This is a genomic window from Nonomuraea sp. NPDC049625 (assembly GCF_040675285.1).
In the GTDB taxonomy this organism is placed as follows: Bacteria; Actinomycetota; Actinomycetes; order Streptosporangiales; family Streptosporangiaceae; genus Nonomuraea; species Nonomuraea angiospora_A.
This window is the reverse complement of sequence record NZ_JBFAOQ010000002.1, coordinates 803,550-820,475: the sequence shown is the minus strand read 5'-3', so window position 1 is coordinate 820,475 and position 16,926 is coordinate 803,550. Positions and strand designations below refer to the sequence as shown.

The window sequence follows — 16,926 nt, the reverse complement described above, 5'->3', positions numbered from 1 at the left end:
CGATGCACTGAGGAGACAGATCTTGCGAGTCCTGGCCGTAGTTCCCGCCCGCGGAGGTTCGGCGGGCGTACCCCTGAAGAACCTCGCCCTGGTCGGCGGCGTCCCGCTGGTCACCCGAGCGGTACGGGCCGCCCGGCGGGCCGAGCTCGTGGACCAGGTCGTGGTCAGCACCGACCACGCGGGCATCGCCGAGACCGCCCGTGAGGCGGGGGCGATCGTCGTGGAGCGGCCCGAGGAGCTGAGCGGCGCGACCGCCTCCAGCGAGTCGGCGGTGCTGCACGCGCTCGACGCCCTCGGCGAGGACCCCGAGGTCGTCGTGCTGGTGCAGTGCACCAGCGCGTTCATCGACCCGGAGAACCTGTCCGAGGCCGTGCGCAAGGTGCTGGACGGGGAGGCCGACTCGGTCGTGTCGGGGCTGCCGACGCACGAGTTCCTGTGGACCGCCGCCGGAGGCGGTATCAACCACGACCCCGCCGTCCGGCAGCGCCGCCAGGACCGCGACCCCGAGTTCCGCGAGAACGGCGCCTTCTACGTCATGCGCACCTCCGGCCTGCGCGAGCACGGCCACCGCTTCTTCGGCCAGGTCGCCGTCCAGCCGGTGTCGCCCAAGCACGCGGTCGAGATCGACAACCCGGATGACCTGGAGCTGGTGCGCGCGCTCGCCCCGTTCATCGACGAGCCCGAGCCGATCGACGTGGACGCCGTCATCACCGACTTCGACGGCGTGCACACCGACGACCGCGCCTACGTCGACTCCGACGGCCGCGAGATGGTTCTCGTCAGCCGCTCCGACGGGATGGGCATCGCGCTGCTGAAGCGGTCCGGGGTGAAGGTGCTGGTCATGTCCACCGAGCACAACCCGGTGGTGGCCGCCCGCGCCCGCAAGCTCGGCGTCCCCGTGCTGCAGGGCCTGGCCGAGAAGCGGACCGTGCTGCGCGACTGGCTGACCATCGAGGGCCTCGACCCGGTCCGCGTCGCCTACGTCGGCAACGACGTCAACGACCTGGGCCCGATGGCCGAGGTCGGCTGGGCCATCGCCACCCCCGACGCCCACCCGCGCGTGCGCGCCGCCGCCAGGGTCGTGCTGACCAGGGCCGGCGGGTCCGGCGCCGTGCGCGAGCTGTGCGACCGCGTCGTGGCCGCCCGGCCCGAACCGCCCGCGGTCGAGGTCCGCACGCGGCCCAGGCTCGGCCCCGTCGCGATCGGCGACGTCCTGGTCGGCGACGGCGAGCCCGTGTACGTGATCGGCGAGATCGGCATCAACCACAACGGCGACATCGACATCGCCCGCCGCCTCATCGACGTGGCGGCCGAGGCCGGTTGCCAGGCGGTCAAGTTCCAGAAGCGCACCCCCGCGATCTGCGTGCCCGAGGAGCAGAAGGGCCAGATCAGGCAGACGCCGTGGGGCGAGATGACGTACCTGGAGTACAAGGAGCGGACCGAGTTCGGCTACGACGAGTACCGGCAGATCGCGAAATACTGCGACGAGCGCGGCCTGCACTGGTTCGCCTCGCCGTGGGACGTTCCCTCCGTGGAGTTCCTGGAGGAGATGGACGTCCTCGTCCACAAGGTGGCCTCGGCCAGCGTCGCCGACCACGAGCTGCTGCGGGTCCTGGCCGCCACCGGCAAGCCGATCATCCTGTCCACCGGCATGTCCACGCTGTCGGAGATCGACGCGGCCGTCGAGATCCTCGGCACCGACAAGCTGATCATGATGCACGCGACGTCCACGTACCCGCTGCCGCCGGAAGAGGCGAACCTGCGCACGATCACCACGCTCAAGGAGCGCTACGGCGTGCCCGTCGGCTACTCCGGCCACGAGCGCGGCCTGCAGATCTCCCTGGCCGCGGTCACGCTCGGCGCGGTCACCGTGGAGCGGCACATCACGCTCGACCGCACCATGTGGGGCTCCGACCACGCCGCCTCGCTGGAGCCGGCCGGCCTCGAGCACCTCGTCCGTGACATCCGCATCATCGAGCAGGCCATGGGCGACGGCGTCAAGCGCGTCTTCCCCGGCGAGGAGGCTCCCAAGGCCCGCCTGCGCCGGGTGACCGTCTGACCTCGTCCGCACTCTGGAGAAACCACTCTTGATCACTCTCTCGGTCGTCGTGCCGGTGCTGAACGGCGAGAAGTACATCGCCGACACACTGTCGTCGCTCTGCCGCAACGCCCGGCACGACTTCGAGTTCATCGTCGTCAACGACGGGTCCACGGACGCCACCGCGGACATCGTCGACGACTTCACCCGCGACCTGCCCGGGCTGACCATGCTGCGCAACGCGGCCCCCGTCGGGCTGGCCGACGCCCGCAACACGGGCCTGTCGGCCGCCTCCGGCCGGTATGTCACGTTCATGGACGCCGACGACTGGCTCGCCCCGGGCTACCTGGCACGGCTCGTCGAGGCGATCGACGGGCTCGGCTGCGACTTCGTACGCGCCGACCACGTGCAGGTCGAGGGCCGCAAACGGGTCGTGCACCGCGCCCCCATGGCGCGGAGGGGCGTGGTGCTCGACCCACGGGAGGCGATCCTGCCCGCCGGCGTGCGGACCATGGTCGACTACCCGTACGCGTGGGCCGGGATCTACCGGCGCTCCCTTCGCGACCTGCTGCACTTCCCCGGCTCCCTGCACACCGCCGAGGACCGGCCGTGGATCTGGCGCCTGCACCGGGAGGCCGCCACGTTCGCGGTGGTGTCGCTGGCCGGGGTGTTCTACCGCCGCCTGGTGTCCGGGTCGCTGACCCAGGTCGGCGACGAGCGCCAGCTGCACTTCTTCGACGCGTTCGACCTGGTGTTCAAGGATCTCGAGCCGGAGTTCCTGCCCAAGGCGGTGCGGAACTTCTGCGCGCTGCTCGCCCACCACCTGGAGATCGCCGACCGGTTCACCCCGGCGCTGCGCTCCCGCTTCGAGGAGCGCGGCGCCCACATGGTGCGCGCCCTGCCCGCCGAGCTGGTGTCGGAGTCGGTGGCGCGCATGTCCGTCGAACGCGAGACCACGCTGCGGGCCCTGGTGCCCGACCTGCCGCCCAGCCCGCACGTCCGGGTCCGCCGCGACCGGGAGGAGACATAGTGAAGGTCTTCTACGCCTCGACGCTGTTCGGCGCGATGTCGCTGGCCGCCGCCATCGACGACGGCCGCTTCGGCGACGGGCGCCGCGTCCTGATCGTGTCGAACAACGCGGCCATCCCCGAGGTGACGGCGCCGCTCGACAGGTCGCCCGGCTTCGCCGTGCTGCGCTCGCGCTTCGACGCGGTGCACTCGTGGAACGACCTCATCGCGCCGCTGCACCCCTCCGACTGGCGCGCCCGCGTCATCGAGGTGCCGATGATGGAGCGCCTCATCCGCTCCGTCTGGGGCCTGGACGGGGTCGAGGAGCTGGTGCTGGAGTCCATCGCGGTGCCCCCGGCCCGGACCATCGCCGGGCTGGTGCGCGACTGCCCGATCACCGTCTACTCCGACGGCCTGATGAGCTACGGCCCCACCCGCGACCCGCTGCCGGCGGAGATCTACCGCCGCATCGGCCGCCTGTTCCACCTGGACCTCGTGCCGGGCCTGACCCCGCTGCTGCTCAGCGAGTACGACGTCGCACCCTCGATCCTGCCGGACGAGCGGTTCATGTCGGTCGTGCACGAGGTCACCGCCACCGCCCCCGACATGCTGCCCGGGCAGGCGATGATCCTCGGCCAGTACCTGTCGGCCCTGGAGATCGTCACCCCGGAGGAGGAGGCGGCGCTGCACGAGACGATGCTCAAGGCCCTGGCCGCGCGCGGCTACACCGACATCGTCTTCAAACCGCACCCGGCCGCCGGGCGGCGGCACGCCCAGCTCCTGCGGGCCGCGGCCGAACCCCTGGGCGTGCGGCTGTCGGTGGCCGCCGAGAGCGTGCCCGCCGAGGTGTGCTTCGCGGCGCTGCGGCCCGAACTGGTCGTGGGCTGCTTCTCGACCGGGCTGCTGACCGCGCAGCGCTACTTCGGGCTGCAGGTGGCCGCGTACGGCACGGAGCTGGTGCTCGACCGGCTGGCGCCGTACGAGAACAGCAACCGGATCCCCGTCACGATCGTGGACGCGCTGCTGCCCCGGCTGTCGCCGGACGGCGGCATCGAGCACCCGACGGCGGTGGACCTGCGCGGGCTCGTCCGGGCGGTGGGCTACTGCATGCAGGCCGAGACGTACCCGGAGCTGCGGCCGGCGAGCATCGAGTTCGACGCCCGCTACTTCAAGCGCAAGCGCCTGGAGACCCTCGGCCTGGTGGCCCGCCCCACGGCGCTCACCCGGCTGCGCCGAAAGATCCGCTCGGCGATCTGACAGCTCTCCCCCGAAAGGCCGGCCGATCCCGCCACCGCACCACGGCCGGGCTCGCCGCCGCGCTTCCCAGGGGACCGCAACCCCGGGCGACGGGAGGGACCCTCTCCCGCCGTCCGGGGTTGCGGTCCTTTCGGGGGAAAGGAGCGCGAATGGCCGCGCCTCAGGCGGTCCTTCGGGGAAACGGGCGCGTGTGAGCCGCACCTCAAGCGGTCCCTCGGAGGGACGGGCGTGCCGCTCAGGTGGGGCGGTGGGCTCGCCGGGTCGGGAGGGCGGCGGTCAGCCGAGGGCCTTGAGGTAGCGGCGCATGCGGCGCTTGGCCCGGTACCCGGCCCGCAGCATCGAGGGATGCACCTCCACCCGCAGCCTGGCCCGCCGCCGCGCCGCCGCGTGCTCCGGCCCGTCCAGCAGCGATCGAGCCGGTACGCGCGACCCGCCCGCCACCAGCCCGGCCAGCCGCCCGGCCCAGTCGTTGTGCGCCGGCGGGTGGAAGTAGTTGGCCTCGCACCACTCGGCAGAGGCCGCCCGGAAGCCGCCCTTCGCCAGGTCGTCGAGCGTGCCCAGCAGCCCGCTGCCCTCGAACACCAGGTTGATCATCTCGGCGCTGACGCCGAAGTCCTCCAGCACCAGCGACGGCACGCCCAGCGCGATCGCCTCCAGCGCCGCCGTCGAGCTCACCGTGACGAACCCGGCCGCCCGTTCGAGCTGGTCGTGCATCGACCCCGCCGCGAACTCCACCCGTCCCGGCTCGCCCATCTCCCGCCACAGCCGCTGGTAGTGGTGGCGCTCGTTGTGCGTCTGCCGCTCGTCCTCAAGGGCCCGCAGCTTGACCACCACGTCCAGCTCGGGCCGCAGCCGGGCCAGCTCGGCCAGCGCCAGCAGGATCCGCTCGCGGTCCGGGCGCTCCCGCGGCACCTTGGCCTGGGTGGCGAACACCACCCGGTTCCCGCCCCCGGCGACCACGTCGGAGCGCAGGAACGGCAGCCTGGCCAGCCCCACCGCCCCTCCCCCGCCGAGCCGGCCGGCGATCTCCGAGAACTCGGCCACCTCACGCTCGCTGTGCACCACGAACAGGTCGCACCCGCTGCGGAACAACCACGCCTTCTCCGTCGCCGGCACCGAGATGCCCGGCAGCCCGCTCACGAACACCGGCCGCGGCCGCAGGTCACCGAGCACGTCGGCCACCAGCACGTCCACCACCGGGCCCGTGCAGGCCACCAGCACCACGTCCGGGCGCATGCGCTCGGCCAGCCGCCGCACGGACCGCGCCGAGACCACCGGCGGCGGCTCCAGACCGCCCACGGCGGCGGCGATCTGCTCCGGCGAGGGCGCGATCGGCGTGCGCACCACCACGAGCTCCGCCGTGCCACCGGGGGGAAGGTCGCCGAGCAGGCAGGCCGCCCACTTCAGATACGAGTCGGAGTCGGCGACCGCCAACACTTTCAACCGGACACTCCTGTCAGATGCGAGCGAAGGGCGGGGGCCGCCCTGCTGGTCCACCAGTCGTCAGGAACGTCCACGGGCTCCACGGCGACACCGCGCGGGCTGAGCAGCACCCGCAGCGAGGTGATCGCGGTCGAGGGCAGGCTGAGCACGCGCTGGCCCGCGTCCAGGCCGCGCAGCGTCAGCTCGGCCGGCGCGCCCACGTCGTGCACGGTGATGCCGGGGCGCTCCCTGATGAGGGCCACGTCCACGGGGTCCTCGCGGCGGTGCGGGTAGTACGCGAGCGGCTCCTGGGCCGCCAGGTCCGTCAGCCAGCGCAGGTAGTGGTCGCGGTGCACGAGCCCGTTGCGGACGAGCGAGGTGCCGAGGACGACCGTGCGCTCCGCGGGCCCCTCCGCGCTGGGCGGCTGGGCACGCAGCCAGTCGAACTGGTGGCGTACCAGGTTGATCCCGGCCTGCCGTACGCCGTCCGCCAGGGCCTCGTCCACGGGCAGGGCGGTGAAGACCGACACGTCGCTCAGGCGCAGCCGCAGCGCGGCCGCCAGGCCCAGCACGGAGCGCAGCTTGGTCGGCTGGGCCCTGGCCCGCAGCAACGGCCGGTACGGCCCCGCGGCCAGCAGCTCCAGCAGCCGGAGCGTGGCCAGCCCGTCGTCCACGATGACGATGCGTCCGGGACGCGAGGTGAGCCAGCGCACCTGCACCCTGCCGGAGAAGGCGTCACCGACGGCCTGCACGCGCCTGGGCATGCGCTCACGCGGCTCCGCCAGCTCCAGGCCGTCGGGCAGCCCCAGAGACCTCAGCTCCCGACGCGTGGCCTTCAACGGCCTCAGACCGGCACGCGGCACGACCACCGTCTCGGGGCCGAGCACGCCCGCGTAATGGGCCTCGACGGCGCACAGCATCTGGAGCGGTGACTCCACCCAGGCCGACGCCTGTTCGACCACTCCTGTCCTCCCAGCCGGGTGATGGCCCGTTCACGACCGCTTCAAGCTAGCCCCGCCGCCTTAAGCCACCAGAAACGCGACGTGAACAATGGAGAGTATGAACTCGCTCATGCTCAACACCGACGGCGTGCAGATCCCGCAGCTCGGCTACGGCGTCTGGCAGGTCCCCGCCGACGAGGCCGCGAAGGCCGTCGCGACCGCGCTCAAGGCCGGTTACCGGCACGTGGACACCGCCGCCGCGTACGGCAACGAAGAAGGCGTGGGGCAGGCCGTACGCGAAAGTGAGCTGCCGCGCCGGAAGCTGTTCGTGACCACCAAGCTGTGGAACGCCGACCACGGCCGCGCGGAGGCGGCCTTCGACGAGTCCCTGGCCCGGCTCGGCCTCGACTACATCGACCTTTTCCTCATCCACTGGCCGGTGCCGCAGCAGGACAAGTACGTGCAGGCGTGGAAGGCGATCGAGAAGATCTACCATGACGGGCGCGCCAAGGCCATCGGCACCTCCAACTTCGGCATCGCCCACCTCACCCGCCTCATGAACGAGACCGACCTCGTGCCCTCCATCAACCAGATCGAGCTGCACCCGTACCTCCAGCAGCGCGAGCTGCGCGCCTTCCACGAGGCCAACGGCATCCTCACCGAGGCGTGGAGCCCGCTCGGCCAGGGCCAGGGCCTGCTGAACGACCCCGCGCTGGCCAAGCTGTCGGACAAGTGCGGCAAGACGCCCGCGCAGATCGTGCTCCGCTGGCACCTGCAGCTCGGCCACGTCGCGATCCCCAAGTCGGTCACCCCGGCGCGCATCGCCGAGAACATCGGCGTCTTCGACTTCATCCTCGACGCCGAGGACATGGCCGCCATCGGCGCGATGAACAGGGGACAGCGGATCGGACCCGACCCCGACACGTTCAACATGACCTGACTCGTCTACGATCTCCCGCGTGCGGGATTTTGCGTGGGGCATAGCGGCGACAGGGAATATTGCGCGGACCGTCGGGGCGGCCATCGCGGCCGAACCGGGCATGCGGGTGGCCGCCGTCGGATCGAGGAACCTGGGGCGGGCGCAGGCGCTGGCCGCCACGCTGGGGGCGGAGTCCGCGTACGACTCCTATGAGCGGCTCTGCGCCGACCCGGCCGTGGACGCGATCTACGTGGCGACGCCGCACGCCCAGCACCTGGAGGTGGCCGAGGTCGCCATCGCCGCGGGCAAGGCCGTGCTGTGCGAGAAGCCGCTGGCCGCCACCGTGGACGACGCGGAGAAGATGGTACGCCTGGCGCGCGAGGCGGGCGTGTTCCTGATGGAAGCGATGTGGATGCGGTTCAACCCGCTCGTCCAGAAGATCGCGGCCGACGAGCGCTTCGGCGACCTCCGCTCGGTGCACGCCTCGTTCGGCTTCGCCAAGTCCTACGACCCGGAGCACCGGCTGTGGGCGCCGGAGCTCGGCGGCGGGGCGCTCCTGGACCTGGGGATCTACCCGTTCGGGCTGGCCCAGCTGATCCTCGGCATGCCCTCCGACCTGCGGATCACCGGCACTCTGGCGCCCAACGGCGTCGACGCGGAGGCCGGCGGCGTGCTGCTCTACCCCGGTGGCAGGAAGGCTCTCGTGGAGACTTCGTTGCTCGGGAATTACCCGAACCATGCCAGTGTTGTAGGAACTCAGATGCGGGCGGACCTCCAGGCACCGTTCTGGGCCACGCCGCGGATTCTGCTCTCCGGGCCCTCCATGGAGCCGGAGGAGTACATCCTCGATCCGGCGGACAACGGGTACGCCGGGGAGCTCCGCGAGGTCCGGGCCGCGACGGCCGAAGGCAGGACCGAAAGTTCGATCATGCCGCTCGACGAATCCCTTGCCATGATGGGGCTTCTGGCCGAGGCTCGCAGGCAGGTCGCCTAGCTGGGCCTTTATCGATTTGTAACGCTCTTGCCTTATGCATTACGTTTGAGGCATTCTTGAGACATACGTCCGGTTTGTCCGGACTTGTCCGACCATCGCAAGACACATCACAGGAACGTCCTGTGACCGCTGAATCCGCCCTCGGGCGGAACCGGGGACCCACGTCCTTTGGGGTGAATCGGCACTTCGGTGCCGTAGGGCAGCTTCCACGTCCGAACCCGTCAGCTAACCCGGTAAGCGGCATGGAAGCAAGGAGTAAACCCCCTCGATGGCCAACATCCGCTTTACCTCCGCTGCGAAGACCAACATCGCCCGCGCCCTTCTCGGCGCCACCATCCTCGGGACCGCGTTCGGCGCCCACATGACCAGCGCCACCGCAGCGGACAAGCAGCCGATCGACACCGTCGCCGGCACCGCCACCGTCGCCGACCACGCCGAGCGCTCGCGCGAGGCCAAGGCCGGCGTCACCGCCGGCGAGGTCTTGGCCCTCGCCAAGTCCCAGGTCGGCATCACCGAGAACGCGGCCGGCGGCGGCACCAAGTTCCAGCGCTGGTACGCCAACTCGCAGCGCGCCGCGGAGACCATCGCCCGTGACGGCGGCAGCCGCGCCGACTACCTGAACGCAGCCTGGTGCGCGATGTTCGTCTCCTGGGTGGGCGACCAGACCGGCGCCCGCTCGCAGATCGGCTGGGACGCCTGGACCGTCGCCCACGCCAAGTGGTTCCAGGCCAACCACCGCTTCGGCACCGAGGCCAAGCCCGGCGCCATCGTGTACTTCTCGTGGAGCGGCAGCAAGGACCTCAACGACATCAAGCACGTCGGGTTCGTCGAGAAGGACAACGGCGACGGCACCATCTCGACCGTCGAGGGCAACACCGGCAACGGCAAGGTCGAGGAGCGCGTCCGTCCCAAGTCCCAGGTCGTCGGCTACGGCTACCCCCAGTACCGTTCCTGACCGGACTGTCCCCCTCCAGGCTGGACTTCCCCCAGGCGCCTACTGACCGGACTCCCCCAGGCACCTCCTGGCCGGCCTTCCCCCAGCGCCGAACGAGCGCGCGTCCCGCAACGGGACGCGCGCTCGTCGCGTTTCACCCCCGGCGAGTGCGGCGGCGTGCCGAGCGGAACCCGGCGACCGGTGCCGTTCGGCCGTCGCGTTTCACCCCCGCGAGTGCGGCGGCCCGTCACCGGGGAAGACCCGAGGCGAACCGCCCGCGACCTCGCCAAGGAGCCGCCCACCATGCCAGCCGCGCGCAGACGCCCCGGAAGGCTGGTCCGGAATGGACTGCGACGGGTCGCCGACGGGCTCTTCCCGCGCGGCGCCAACCCGCACGGCGTCCTGCCCGCCCTGCTGATCCTCCTGGCCTTCGTCACCGGCCTCGTCGACGCCGTCAGCTTCCTCGGCCTGGGCCGCGTCTTCGTCGCCAACATGACCGGCAACATCGTCTTCCTCAGCTTCGCCCTGGCCGGGGAGGCCCAGATGTCCAGATGGGCCTCCCCGGCGGCCCTCGTCTCCTTCGGAGCCGGCGCCTGGAGCGCCGGCCGGGTGATCAGGCGGACCGCGAACCCGCGACGAGCGTTCGCCGCCGCCACCGCCGTACACGCGCTCCTCGTCGCCGCCACCCTCGCGATCGCCCTCACGGCCGGACACCGCACGACCTGGTCCCAGGCGGCCCTCATCGTGCTGCTCGCCTGCGGCATGGGCCTGCAGAACGCGTCCGTACGCGCGCTCGGCGTACCCGACCTGGTCACCAACGTCCTCACCACGACCCTCACGAGCCTGGCCGCCGACACGCCGGGCCGGGCCGCCCTGCGTCGATCCGCCTCCATTGCCGCGATGTTCCTCGGCGCCCTGACCGGCGCCCTCCTCCACCTCACGACCGGCCCCGCACCCGCCCTGGCGGCCGCCCTGGCCCTGCTCACCACCGTCGCCCTCGTCGCCCGCAGTGGTCTCAGCCGAGAAGGAACTCCGCCAGCGCCCGGGTGACCCCGGCCGGATCGTTCTCCATCGGGATGTGCCCCGCCCCGGGAACGCGCACCAGCGTCGTGTTCGGCACCTCGGCGGCGAAGCGCTCGGCGTACCGGACCTCCTGGAACGTGTCGTCCTCCCCCCACACCAGCAGCTTCGGCGTCCCATCGGCCCTGAGTGCGGGCACCAGGTCCAGCGTGTAACGGCTGTCGGCCGCGCCCGCCAGCGCCATCCACGACCGGCCCACCCGCGGGTCGTTCCACGGATCAAGGTAATCGGCCAGCTCCGCCTCGGTGGCCGGCCGGGCGAGCGCGGTGCTGACCGCCTTGCGGCGGGCGGCCAGCAGTTCCTCCACGGTCGTGGCCGCCACCACGGCCGGATCCCGGTAACGGGCCACGCCGGGCACCGGCCAGGAGTCGTATGTGACCGAGTTGACCAGCGCCAGCCGCCGCACCTCTGGCTTCCCCTCCACCAGCAGGTGCTGGGCGACCGCACCGCCGATGTCGTGCCCCGCCACCGAGAGCCGCTCCCCCGCGCCGACCGCGGCCGCGAACCGGGCCACCCACGCCGCCAGCGCCGGAACCGCCGCCGTCTCCGCCGTCAGCTCCCCGCCGGAACGCCCCAGCCCCGGCAGATCCACCGCCACAGGACGCAGCCCCGCCGCCGCCAGCCCGTCGATCACCGGCGCCCAGACCCGGCTCCAGTACGTGCCGTGCAACAGCAACACCACCGGGCCCCGCTCGCCCGCCGTCAGATAGCTGGCCACGCGGCCGTCGACTTCGATCGTCATTCGCTCGAACATGGACATAACCATCATGTTCTGGAAGCGTCCCGGTCAAATACCAATTAAGGTATGTCGGTATGACATTGGCGCAGCTTAGGGTCCTGGTCGCGGTCGCCGAACACGGCGGCTTCACCGCCGCCGCCGAGCACACCGGCATGTCCCAGCCCGCGGCCAGCCGCGCCATCGCCGCCCTCGAACGCGAGCTCGGCGCCGCCCTGTTCGTCCGCCACCGCGACGGCATCGCCCTCACCGAGGCCGGCCGGCGAGCCCTCGCCCGCGCCCGCGAGACCCTGCGCCACTTCGACCGCATCCGCGCCGACGTGGCCGCCGCCAGCGGCCAGATCACCGGCGAACTCCGCCTGGCCAGTCTCCCCAGCGCCACCGGCACGCTCGTCGCCAAGCTGCTGCGCGCGTTCACCGACCGCTACCCGCAGGTCCGCGTACGCCTCTTCGAGGGCATGGACGACGACATCCGCGAATGGCTGCACCGCGGCGCCGCCGAGGTCGGCGTCGTCACCCTCCCCGCGCCCGGCCTGCACACCGTCCACCTGAGCACCCATGACATGGTCGCCGTGCTGCCCGCCGACCACCCCCTGGCCGCCCGCCCGGCCGTCACTCTCGCCGATCTGGAGGGCAGGCCGTTCATCCTGACCACCGCCGGCTGCCGTCCCCTCATCATGGGTGCGGCGCTGACGGCCCAGGTACGGCTCGACGTCGCCTTCGAGGCCAGCGGGCCCGCCGCCATCCTGGAGATGGTGGCCGCGGGGCTGGGCGTCAGCATCGTCCCGACCCTCGGCCTCCCCGCCGACCTGGGCACCGTCGCCACCCGGCCCCTGGAGCCGAAGATGACCCGTTCGCTGGCTCTGGCCGTTCCGTCGGCGGACGACTGCCCCCCGACCACACGCGCCTTTCTCGACCAGCTCGGCTCCTTTACATTGTAGATCAGCGTGTACGTCGTCTACTTCTGATACGTTGTACACCAACTCGTCGCGAGGAGGGCGATCCATGGCTGCCCCGCGCAAGCCCGATGACAGGCCCCCGCTGTGGGTCCGCCTCGAGCGCCCGGCGCCCGCTCCCCGCCGGACCCTGTCCCCGGACCGCATCGCCACCGCCGCCGTGGGCGTCGCGGACGCGGAGGGCCTCGACGCCATCACCATGCGGCGGCTGGCCACCGAGCTGGGCGTCGCCCCGATGGCCGCGTACCGGTACGTGTCGGGCAAGGATGAGCTGCTGGAGCTGATGGCCGACCACGCCTACGGCGAGCTGGAGCTGCCCGGCGAGACGGCGGGATGGCGGGAGACGCTGCGGGAGATCGCCGTCAGGACGCGCGAGCTGATGCTGAAGCACCTCTGGCTCGCCCAGCTCCCGCCGAGCGCGATGCTCGCCGTCACCCCCAACCGCCTGGCGGTGGCGGAACGCGCGCTGCGCGCCGTCGACGGCCTTGACCTGGACGCCGACACCAAGATGACCGTCGTCAACACCGTCGGCTCCTACACGCAGGGAGTCACCGGCGCCGAGATCGCGATGCGCCGGCTCATGGCGGGTCAGGGCTGGTCCAGCGAGCAGCAGGTCTACCTCAGCATGGCCCCGCAGCTCACGTACCTCCTCGACACCGGCCGCCACCCCGGCTTCCGGCAGTACATCTACGAGGGCAGGCACAAGGACCGGCCGGGCTGGCAGTTCGAGACCGGGCTCGAGTACGTTCTGGACGGCATCGCGGCCCGGCTGTTCGCGCGATGAATCTCTCGCGTACGTGTCGATCCCGCCTGTCGCCGTTCGACGCGTTCGACGGGAGCTCGAACCAGACGAAAGAGAGACGCCCATGAAATTCATGATCGTCGGCAAGGCCAACGCGGAGACCGAGGCCGGGGCGCTGCCCAGCCAGGAGGTCGTGGACAACATGCACGCCTACAACGAGGCGCTGACCAAGGCGGGCGTGCTGCTGGCGGCCGAAGGGCTCTACCCGAGCTCGCAGGGGGCCCAGATCGCGTACAGCGGCGGCAAGGCGACCGTGATCGACGGCCCCTTCGCCGAGGCCAAGGAGCTCATCGCCGGCTTCTGGCTGATCCAGGTCAAGTCCCGGGAAGAGGCGATCGAATGGGCGATGCGCGTGCCGGTGCCGCCGGGGTACGACGGGATCGGGCTGGACGTGTGGCGGGTGTTCGACGCTTCGGACGTACCGGACGATTCGCTGCCCGCGAGCGAGCGGGAACGCGAACGAGCACTACGCGACCGCCTCGGCGCCGACACGCCCAACCCCTGACCCACCCGCACGCGCCCGCCCCGGCACTGTCAGGCACGCACTCAGGGGACGGGACGCGGGTTGCCATCGGCGCCTTCGTGCTGCTCTCATGGGCCGGTGATGGCTTCCGACACCGACGACCTGGCCCAAGCCACCTCCCGCCGCGGGACGGAGACCCATCGGGCCATCGAGGCGGTGTGGCGGATCGAGGCGGCCCGGCTCATCGCCGGGCTCGCCGGGCTGGTGCGCGACGTCGGCCTGGCCGAGGAACTGGCCCAGGACGCGCTGGTCGCCGCCCTGGAGCAGTGGCCGGAGTCCGGCGTGCCCCGCAACCCCGGCGCCTGGCTGATGACGGTGTCGAAGCGCCGCGCCATCGACCTGATCCGCAGGAACGAACGCCTCGAACGTAACCTGATCGAGCTCGGCCACCGGCTCGACACGGACGAGGACCTGCCCGAGGTGGACGAGATCGAGGACGACCTCCTGCGGCTGGTGTTCACGGCGTGCCACCCGGCGCTCTCCGTGGAGGCCCGGGTGGCCCTCACGCTCCGCGTACTCGGCGGCCTGACCACCGACGAGATCGCCCGGGCGTTCCTGGTCCCGGAGTCCACGGTGGCGCAGCGGATCGTCCGCGCCAAACGGACCCTGGCCGACAAGGAGATCCCCTTCGAGGTCCCCCAAGCCACCGAGCTGTCGGCGCGCCTGGAATCGGTCCTGGAGGTCATCTACCTGATCTTCAACGAGGGCTATTCGGCGACGGCCGGCGACGACTGGATGCGTCCCGCCCTGTGCGAGGACGCGCTCCGGCTGGGCCGGGTCCTGGCCGGCCTGATGCCCAAGGAGCCGGAGGTGCACGGCCTGGTCGCCCTCATGGAGATCCAGGCGTCCAGATCGGCGGCCCGGGTGAGCCCGTCCGGCGAGCCCATCCTCCTCCTCGACCAGAACCGCGCCCGCTGGGACCGGCTCCTCATCCACCGCGGCCTCACCGCCCTGGACCAGGCCGAGAAGCTGGGGGACGGCACGCTCGGCCCGTACACCCTCCAGGCCGCCATCGCCGCCTGTCACGCGCGCGCTCTCAACCCGGAGGACACCGACTGGGTACGCATCGCGAGCCTGTACGAGGCGCTGGCCAAGCTGTCCCGCTCCCCCATCGTCGAGCTCAACCGGGCCGTCGCCCTCTCCATGGCCTACGGCCCGGCGGTCGGCCTCCAACTCCTCGACCAGATCGCCGACGAGCCGTCTCTCAAGGGCTATCACCTGCTGCCGAGCGTACGAGGAGACCTGCTGTTCAAGCTGGGCCGGAAGGAGGAGGCCCGCACCGAGTTCGAGAGAGCGGCGGACATGACCCGCAACGCCCGCGAACGCACCCTCCTCCAGGAACGCGCCACCGCCTGCCGCACATAGGACGGGCGACCCACAGGGTGGCGCCTCCGCGTTCAGGCTTGGCGCTGCACCACGGAGGGCCACACTACTCCGTACGGGTGGGTCCCGGTTCCTGGGCCACCCGCGCGGTAACCCGCCCACACCCTCCAGGACCTGTTCGACGGGCGGGGTCGGCGAGCGTAGCGAGCGGGGTTGGGGGGTCGAAGGGGGGCGTGAGCCCCCCTGGGAGGCGCTGTCTGGAGCTCCGTCGCGCGCAGCGCCCTCATTGCGGAAGGCCGTGCTGTTCGCCCCGAACCACGGGTGCGGCCCCGGGCTTCCGGCTGGGGTTCTCACTGGTGGGGTGACCGGGAGAAAGCGTGGTGGGTGCGGGTGACATGCCCTTGATGCGACACAAAAGATGCCTCTTGAGGTGGGAGCGCTCCCAAGCCGCCCTTTGCGAGGTATAACGCGGAAAATCCGGTTCTAGAGTGACAAACCGCCTCATTGGTAACGGTTGCGTTTCGGTGGATTGACGTGCAGACCACGTAAGTGCACCCTTTGTGGGAGCGCTCCCAAAGACTCCCACCGCGGCGGAGCGCGAGCCGCGGTGCACTCCCCCAACATTCACCCGAGAAGGGGTCCACCCATGATGATCAGCAAGCGTCGCGGCGGTCTAGCCGCGGCCTCTGCCCTGGCCGTGGCGGCGCTGACCGTCGCGTCCTGCAGCTCCGGCGGCGGCACCGCGACGGGGTCCAGCAGCGCTCCCGCCTCCTCCGCGGCGGCTGAGCCGGTCACCATCCGCGTTCAGACCTTTGGCGGCGGCACCAACTTCGGCTACAAGAACGCCATCACGAAGTGGAACGCCGAGCACAAGGACATCCAGATCAAGGAAGAGCACCTGACCGACCAGTTCGAGCAGCAGTACTGGCCGCAGATGATCCAGTGGTTGCAGGCCGGCAACGGCGCCGGCGACGTGGTCGGCATCGACGAGGGCGGCATGGGCCTGGCCAAGGCGCACCCCGAATGGTGGGCCGACCTCAAGGAGTACGGCCTGGAGTCCCGCAAGGCGGACTTCCCGGCGTGGAAGTGGGAGAACGGCGTCACGGCCGACGGCAAGCTGTTCGGCCTGGGCACCGACATCGGCGGCATGAGCCTCTGCTACCGCACGGACCTGTTCAAGAAGGCCGGGCTGCCGACCGAGCGTGACAAGGTCAGCGCGCTCTGGCCGACCTGGGACGAGTTCATGAACGTCGCCAAGACGTTCCAGTCGAAGGTCAAGGGCACCAAGTTCGCCGACGGCACGAACACGCTCTACCAGGTCGTCCTCTACCAGGAGGCGGCCAAGAACGGCAACGTGACGTACTTCGACAAGGACAACAACCTCATCGTCGACAAGAACCCGGCGGTGAAGGCGGGCTTCGACTTCGCCACGAAGATGAGCCAGCAGGGCCTGACCGCCAAGCTGCGCAACTTCACCGACGAGTGGGCGGCGGGCACCCAGAAGGGCGCGTTCGCCACGGTCGGCTGCCCGTCCTGGATGCTCGGCGTGGTCAGCGGCAACGCCGGCGACGGCGGCAAGGGCAAGTGGGACGTGGCCAGCGTGCCGGGCGGCGGCGGCAACTGGGGCGGCTCCTGGCTGGCCGTGCCCAAGCAGTCGAAGCACCCGAAGGAAGCCGCGATGGTCGCCGACTTCCTGACCAACGCGCAGACCGAGGCGAGCATCTTCACGGACTTCGGCAACATGCCGAGCAACACGAAGGCCCAGCAGGACCCGGCCGTGCAGGGGGCGAAGAACGAGTTCTTCAACGACGCCCCCATCGGTGAGATCTTCGCCAAGTCCGCGTCGAGCCTGCAGCCGGTCTTCCTCGGCGTGAAGCACGCCCAGGTCAAGAACGCCATCGAGTCCGTCATCCAGGGCATGGACGACGGCTCCGTCCCGTACGACAAGGCCTGGCAGCAGCTGGTCGACGACGCGGTGAAGGCCGCGGGCTAG

15 protein-coding genes and 1 riboswitch are annotated in these 16,926 nt (G+C 71.2%); of the genes, 12 read left to right on the top strand and 3 right to left on the bottom strand.

The features are described 5' to 3' along the window. The first annotated feature begins 22 nt into the window (after positions 1 to 22). From AB0J87_RS11205 to AB0J87_RS11195, 3 genes are read left to right on the top strand one after another with little or no spacing between them, the layout of a single operon-like run. Positions 23 to 2,059: an N-acetylneuraminate synthase family protein gene (locus AB0J87_RS11205; RefSeq protein WP_363964254.1), complete on the top strand. Its 2,037-nt coding sequence runs from the start codon at positions 23 to 25 to the stop codon at positions 2,057 to 2,059. Between the two features lie 28 nt (positions 2,060 to 2,087). Next, positions 2,088 to 3,068, top strand: a complete 981-nt coding sequence (locus tag AB0J87_RS11200) for a glycosyltransferase family 2 protein (protein WP_363964252.1) — start codon at positions 2,088 to 2,090, stop codon at positions 3,066 to 3,068. Beyond that, on the top strand, positions 3,068 to 4,303 hold the full coding sequence (locus AB0J87_RS11195; protein ID WP_350726837.1) for a polysialyltransferase family glycosyltransferase: 1,236 nt from the start codon (positions 3,068 to 3,070) through the stop codon (positions 4,301 to 4,303). The genes AB0J87_RS11200 and AB0J87_RS11195 overlap by 1 nt, the downstream gene beginning before the upstream one ends. Before the next feature lie 276 nt (positions 4,304 to 4,579). Here AB0J87_RS11195 and AB0J87_RS11190 read toward each other — a convergent pair whose 3' ends face one another. Then, entirely contained in the window at positions 4,580 to 5,740 is a 1,161-nt protein-coding gene (locus AB0J87_RS11190; RefSeq protein WP_363965047.1) for a DUF6716 putative glycosyltransferase, read from the bottom strand. 2 nt (positions 5,741 to 5,742) lie between these two features. Next, positions 5,743 to 6,687, bottom strand: a complete 945-nt coding sequence (locus AB0J87_RS11185) for a hypothetical protein (protein ID WP_350726835.1) — start codon at positions 6,685 to 6,687, stop codon at positions 5,743 to 5,745. A gap of 97 nt (positions 6,688 to 6,784) precedes the next feature. Between AB0J87_RS11185 and AB0J87_RS11180 the strand changes: the two genes are divergently transcribed. From AB0J87_RS11180 to AB0J87_RS11165, 4 genes are all read left to right on the top strand, one after another. Next, positions 6,785 to 7,606: an aldo/keto reductase gene (locus tag AB0J87_RS11180; protein ID WP_363964249.1), complete on the top strand. Its 822-nt coding sequence runs from the start codon at positions 6,785 to 6,787 to the stop codon at positions 7,604 to 7,606. A 19-nt stretch (positions 7,607 to 7,625) separates the two neighbouring features. Then, positions 7,626 to 8,579 (top strand): Gfo/Idh/MocA family oxidoreductase, encoded by a 954-nt coding sequence (locus AB0J87_RS11175; RefSeq protein WP_363964247.1) that lies wholly within the window; start codon positions 7,626 to 7,628, stop codon positions 8,577 to 8,579. Positions 8,580 to 8,696: 117 nt separating this feature from the next. After that, positions 8,697 to 8,834, top strand: a riboswitch (cyclic di-AMP (ydaO/yuaA leader). A 13-nt stretch (positions 8,835 to 8,847) separates the two neighbouring features. Continuing rightward, a complete protein-coding gene (locus AB0J87_RS11170; RefSeq protein WP_363964245.1) occupies positions 8,848 to 9,534 on the top strand; it encodes a CHAP domain-containing protein in 687 nt (228 codons plus the stop codon). Between the two features lie 282 nt (positions 9,535 to 9,816). Next, entirely contained in the window at positions 9,817 to 10,563 is a 747-nt protein-coding gene (locus tag AB0J87_RS11165; RefSeq protein WP_363964243.1) for a YoaK family protein, read from the top strand. Here the strand turns inward: AB0J87_RS11165 and AB0J87_RS11160 are convergent. Then, positions 10,529 to 11,335, bottom strand: coding sequence for an alpha/beta hydrolase (locus tag AB0J87_RS11160; RefSeq protein WP_363964241.1), 807 nt, complete (start codon positions 11,333 to 11,335; stop codon positions 10,529 to 10,531). The two genes, AB0J87_RS11165 and AB0J87_RS11160, sit on opposite strands and share 35 nt — an antisense overlap. 71 nt (positions 11,336 to 11,406) lie before the next feature. Here AB0J87_RS11160 and AB0J87_RS11155 point away from each other — a divergent pair, with 71 nt between their 5' ends. The 5 genes from AB0J87_RS11155 to AB0J87_RS11135 all read left to right on the top strand — a co-directional run bounded on the left by AB0J87_RS11155 (position 11,407) and on the right by AB0J87_RS11135 (position 16,926). After that, positions 11,407 to 12,270: a LysR family transcriptional regulator gene (locus AB0J87_RS11155; RefSeq protein WP_363964239.1), complete on the top strand. Its 864-nt coding sequence runs from the start codon at positions 11,407 to 11,409 to the stop codon at positions 12,268 to 12,270. A 64-nt stretch (positions 12,271 to 12,334) separates the two neighbouring features. Then, positions 12,335 to 13,069 (top strand): TetR/AcrR family transcriptional regulator, encoded by a 735-nt coding sequence (locus tag AB0J87_RS11150; RefSeq protein ID WP_363964237.1) that lies wholly within the window; start codon positions 12,335 to 12,337, stop codon positions 13,067 to 13,069. Between the two features lie 82 nt (positions 13,070 to 13,151). Next, complete coding sequence (locus AB0J87_RS11145; protein WP_363964235.1) at positions 13,152 to 13,592, top strand: YciI family protein; 441 nt, start codon at positions 13,152 to 13,154, stop codon at positions 13,590 to 13,592. 99 nt (positions 13,593 to 13,691) lie between these two features. Beyond that, complete coding sequence (locus tag AB0J87_RS11140; RefSeq protein ID WP_363965045.1) at positions 13,692 to 14,975, top strand: RNA polymerase sigma factor; 1,284 nt, start codon at positions 13,692 to 13,694, stop codon at positions 14,973 to 14,975. A 604-nt stretch (positions 14,976 to 15,579) separates the two neighbouring features. After that, a complete protein-coding gene (locus tag AB0J87_RS11135; RefSeq protein ID WP_350726817.1) occupies positions 15,580 to 16,926 on the top strand; it encodes an extracellular solute-binding protein in 1,347 nt (448 codons plus the stop codon).

Coding starts and splice junctions, on each gene's coding strand:
- AB0J87_RS11180 (WP_363964249.1), top strand. CDS start 6,785: ATGAACTCGCTCATGCTCAACACCGACGGCGTGCAGATCCCGCAGCTC.
- AB0J87_RS11170 (WP_363964245.1), top strand. CDS start 8,848: ATGGCCAACATCCGCTTTACCTCCGCTGCGAAGACCAACATCGCCCGC.
- AB0J87_RS11165 (WP_363964243.1), top strand. CDS start 9,817: ATGCCAGCCGCGCGCAGACGCCCCGGAAGGCTGGTCCGGAATGGACTG.
- AB0J87_RS11160 (WP_363964241.1), bottom strand. CDS start 11,335: ATGACGATCGAAGTCGACGGCCGCGTGGCCAGCTATCTGACGGCGGGC.
- AB0J87_RS11155 (WP_363964239.1), top strand. CDS start 11,407: ATGACATTGGCGCAGCTTAGGGTCCTGGTCGCGGTCGCCGAACACGGC.
- AB0J87_RS11150 (WP_363964237.1), top strand. CDS start 12,335: ATGGCTGCCCCGCGCAAGCCCGATGACAGGCCCCCGCTGTGGGTCCGC.
- AB0J87_RS11145 (WP_363964235.1), top strand. CDS start 13,152: ATGAAATTCATGATCGTCGGCAAGGCCAACGCGGAGACCGAGGCCGGG.
- AB0J87_RS11140 (WP_363965045.1), top strand. CDS start 13,692: ATGGCTTCCGACACCGACGACCTGGCCCAAGCCACCTCCCGCCGCGGG.
- AB0J87_RS11135 (WP_350726817.1), top strand. CDS start 15,580: ATGATGATCAGCAAGCGTCGCGGCGGTCTAGCCGCGGCCTCTGCCCTG.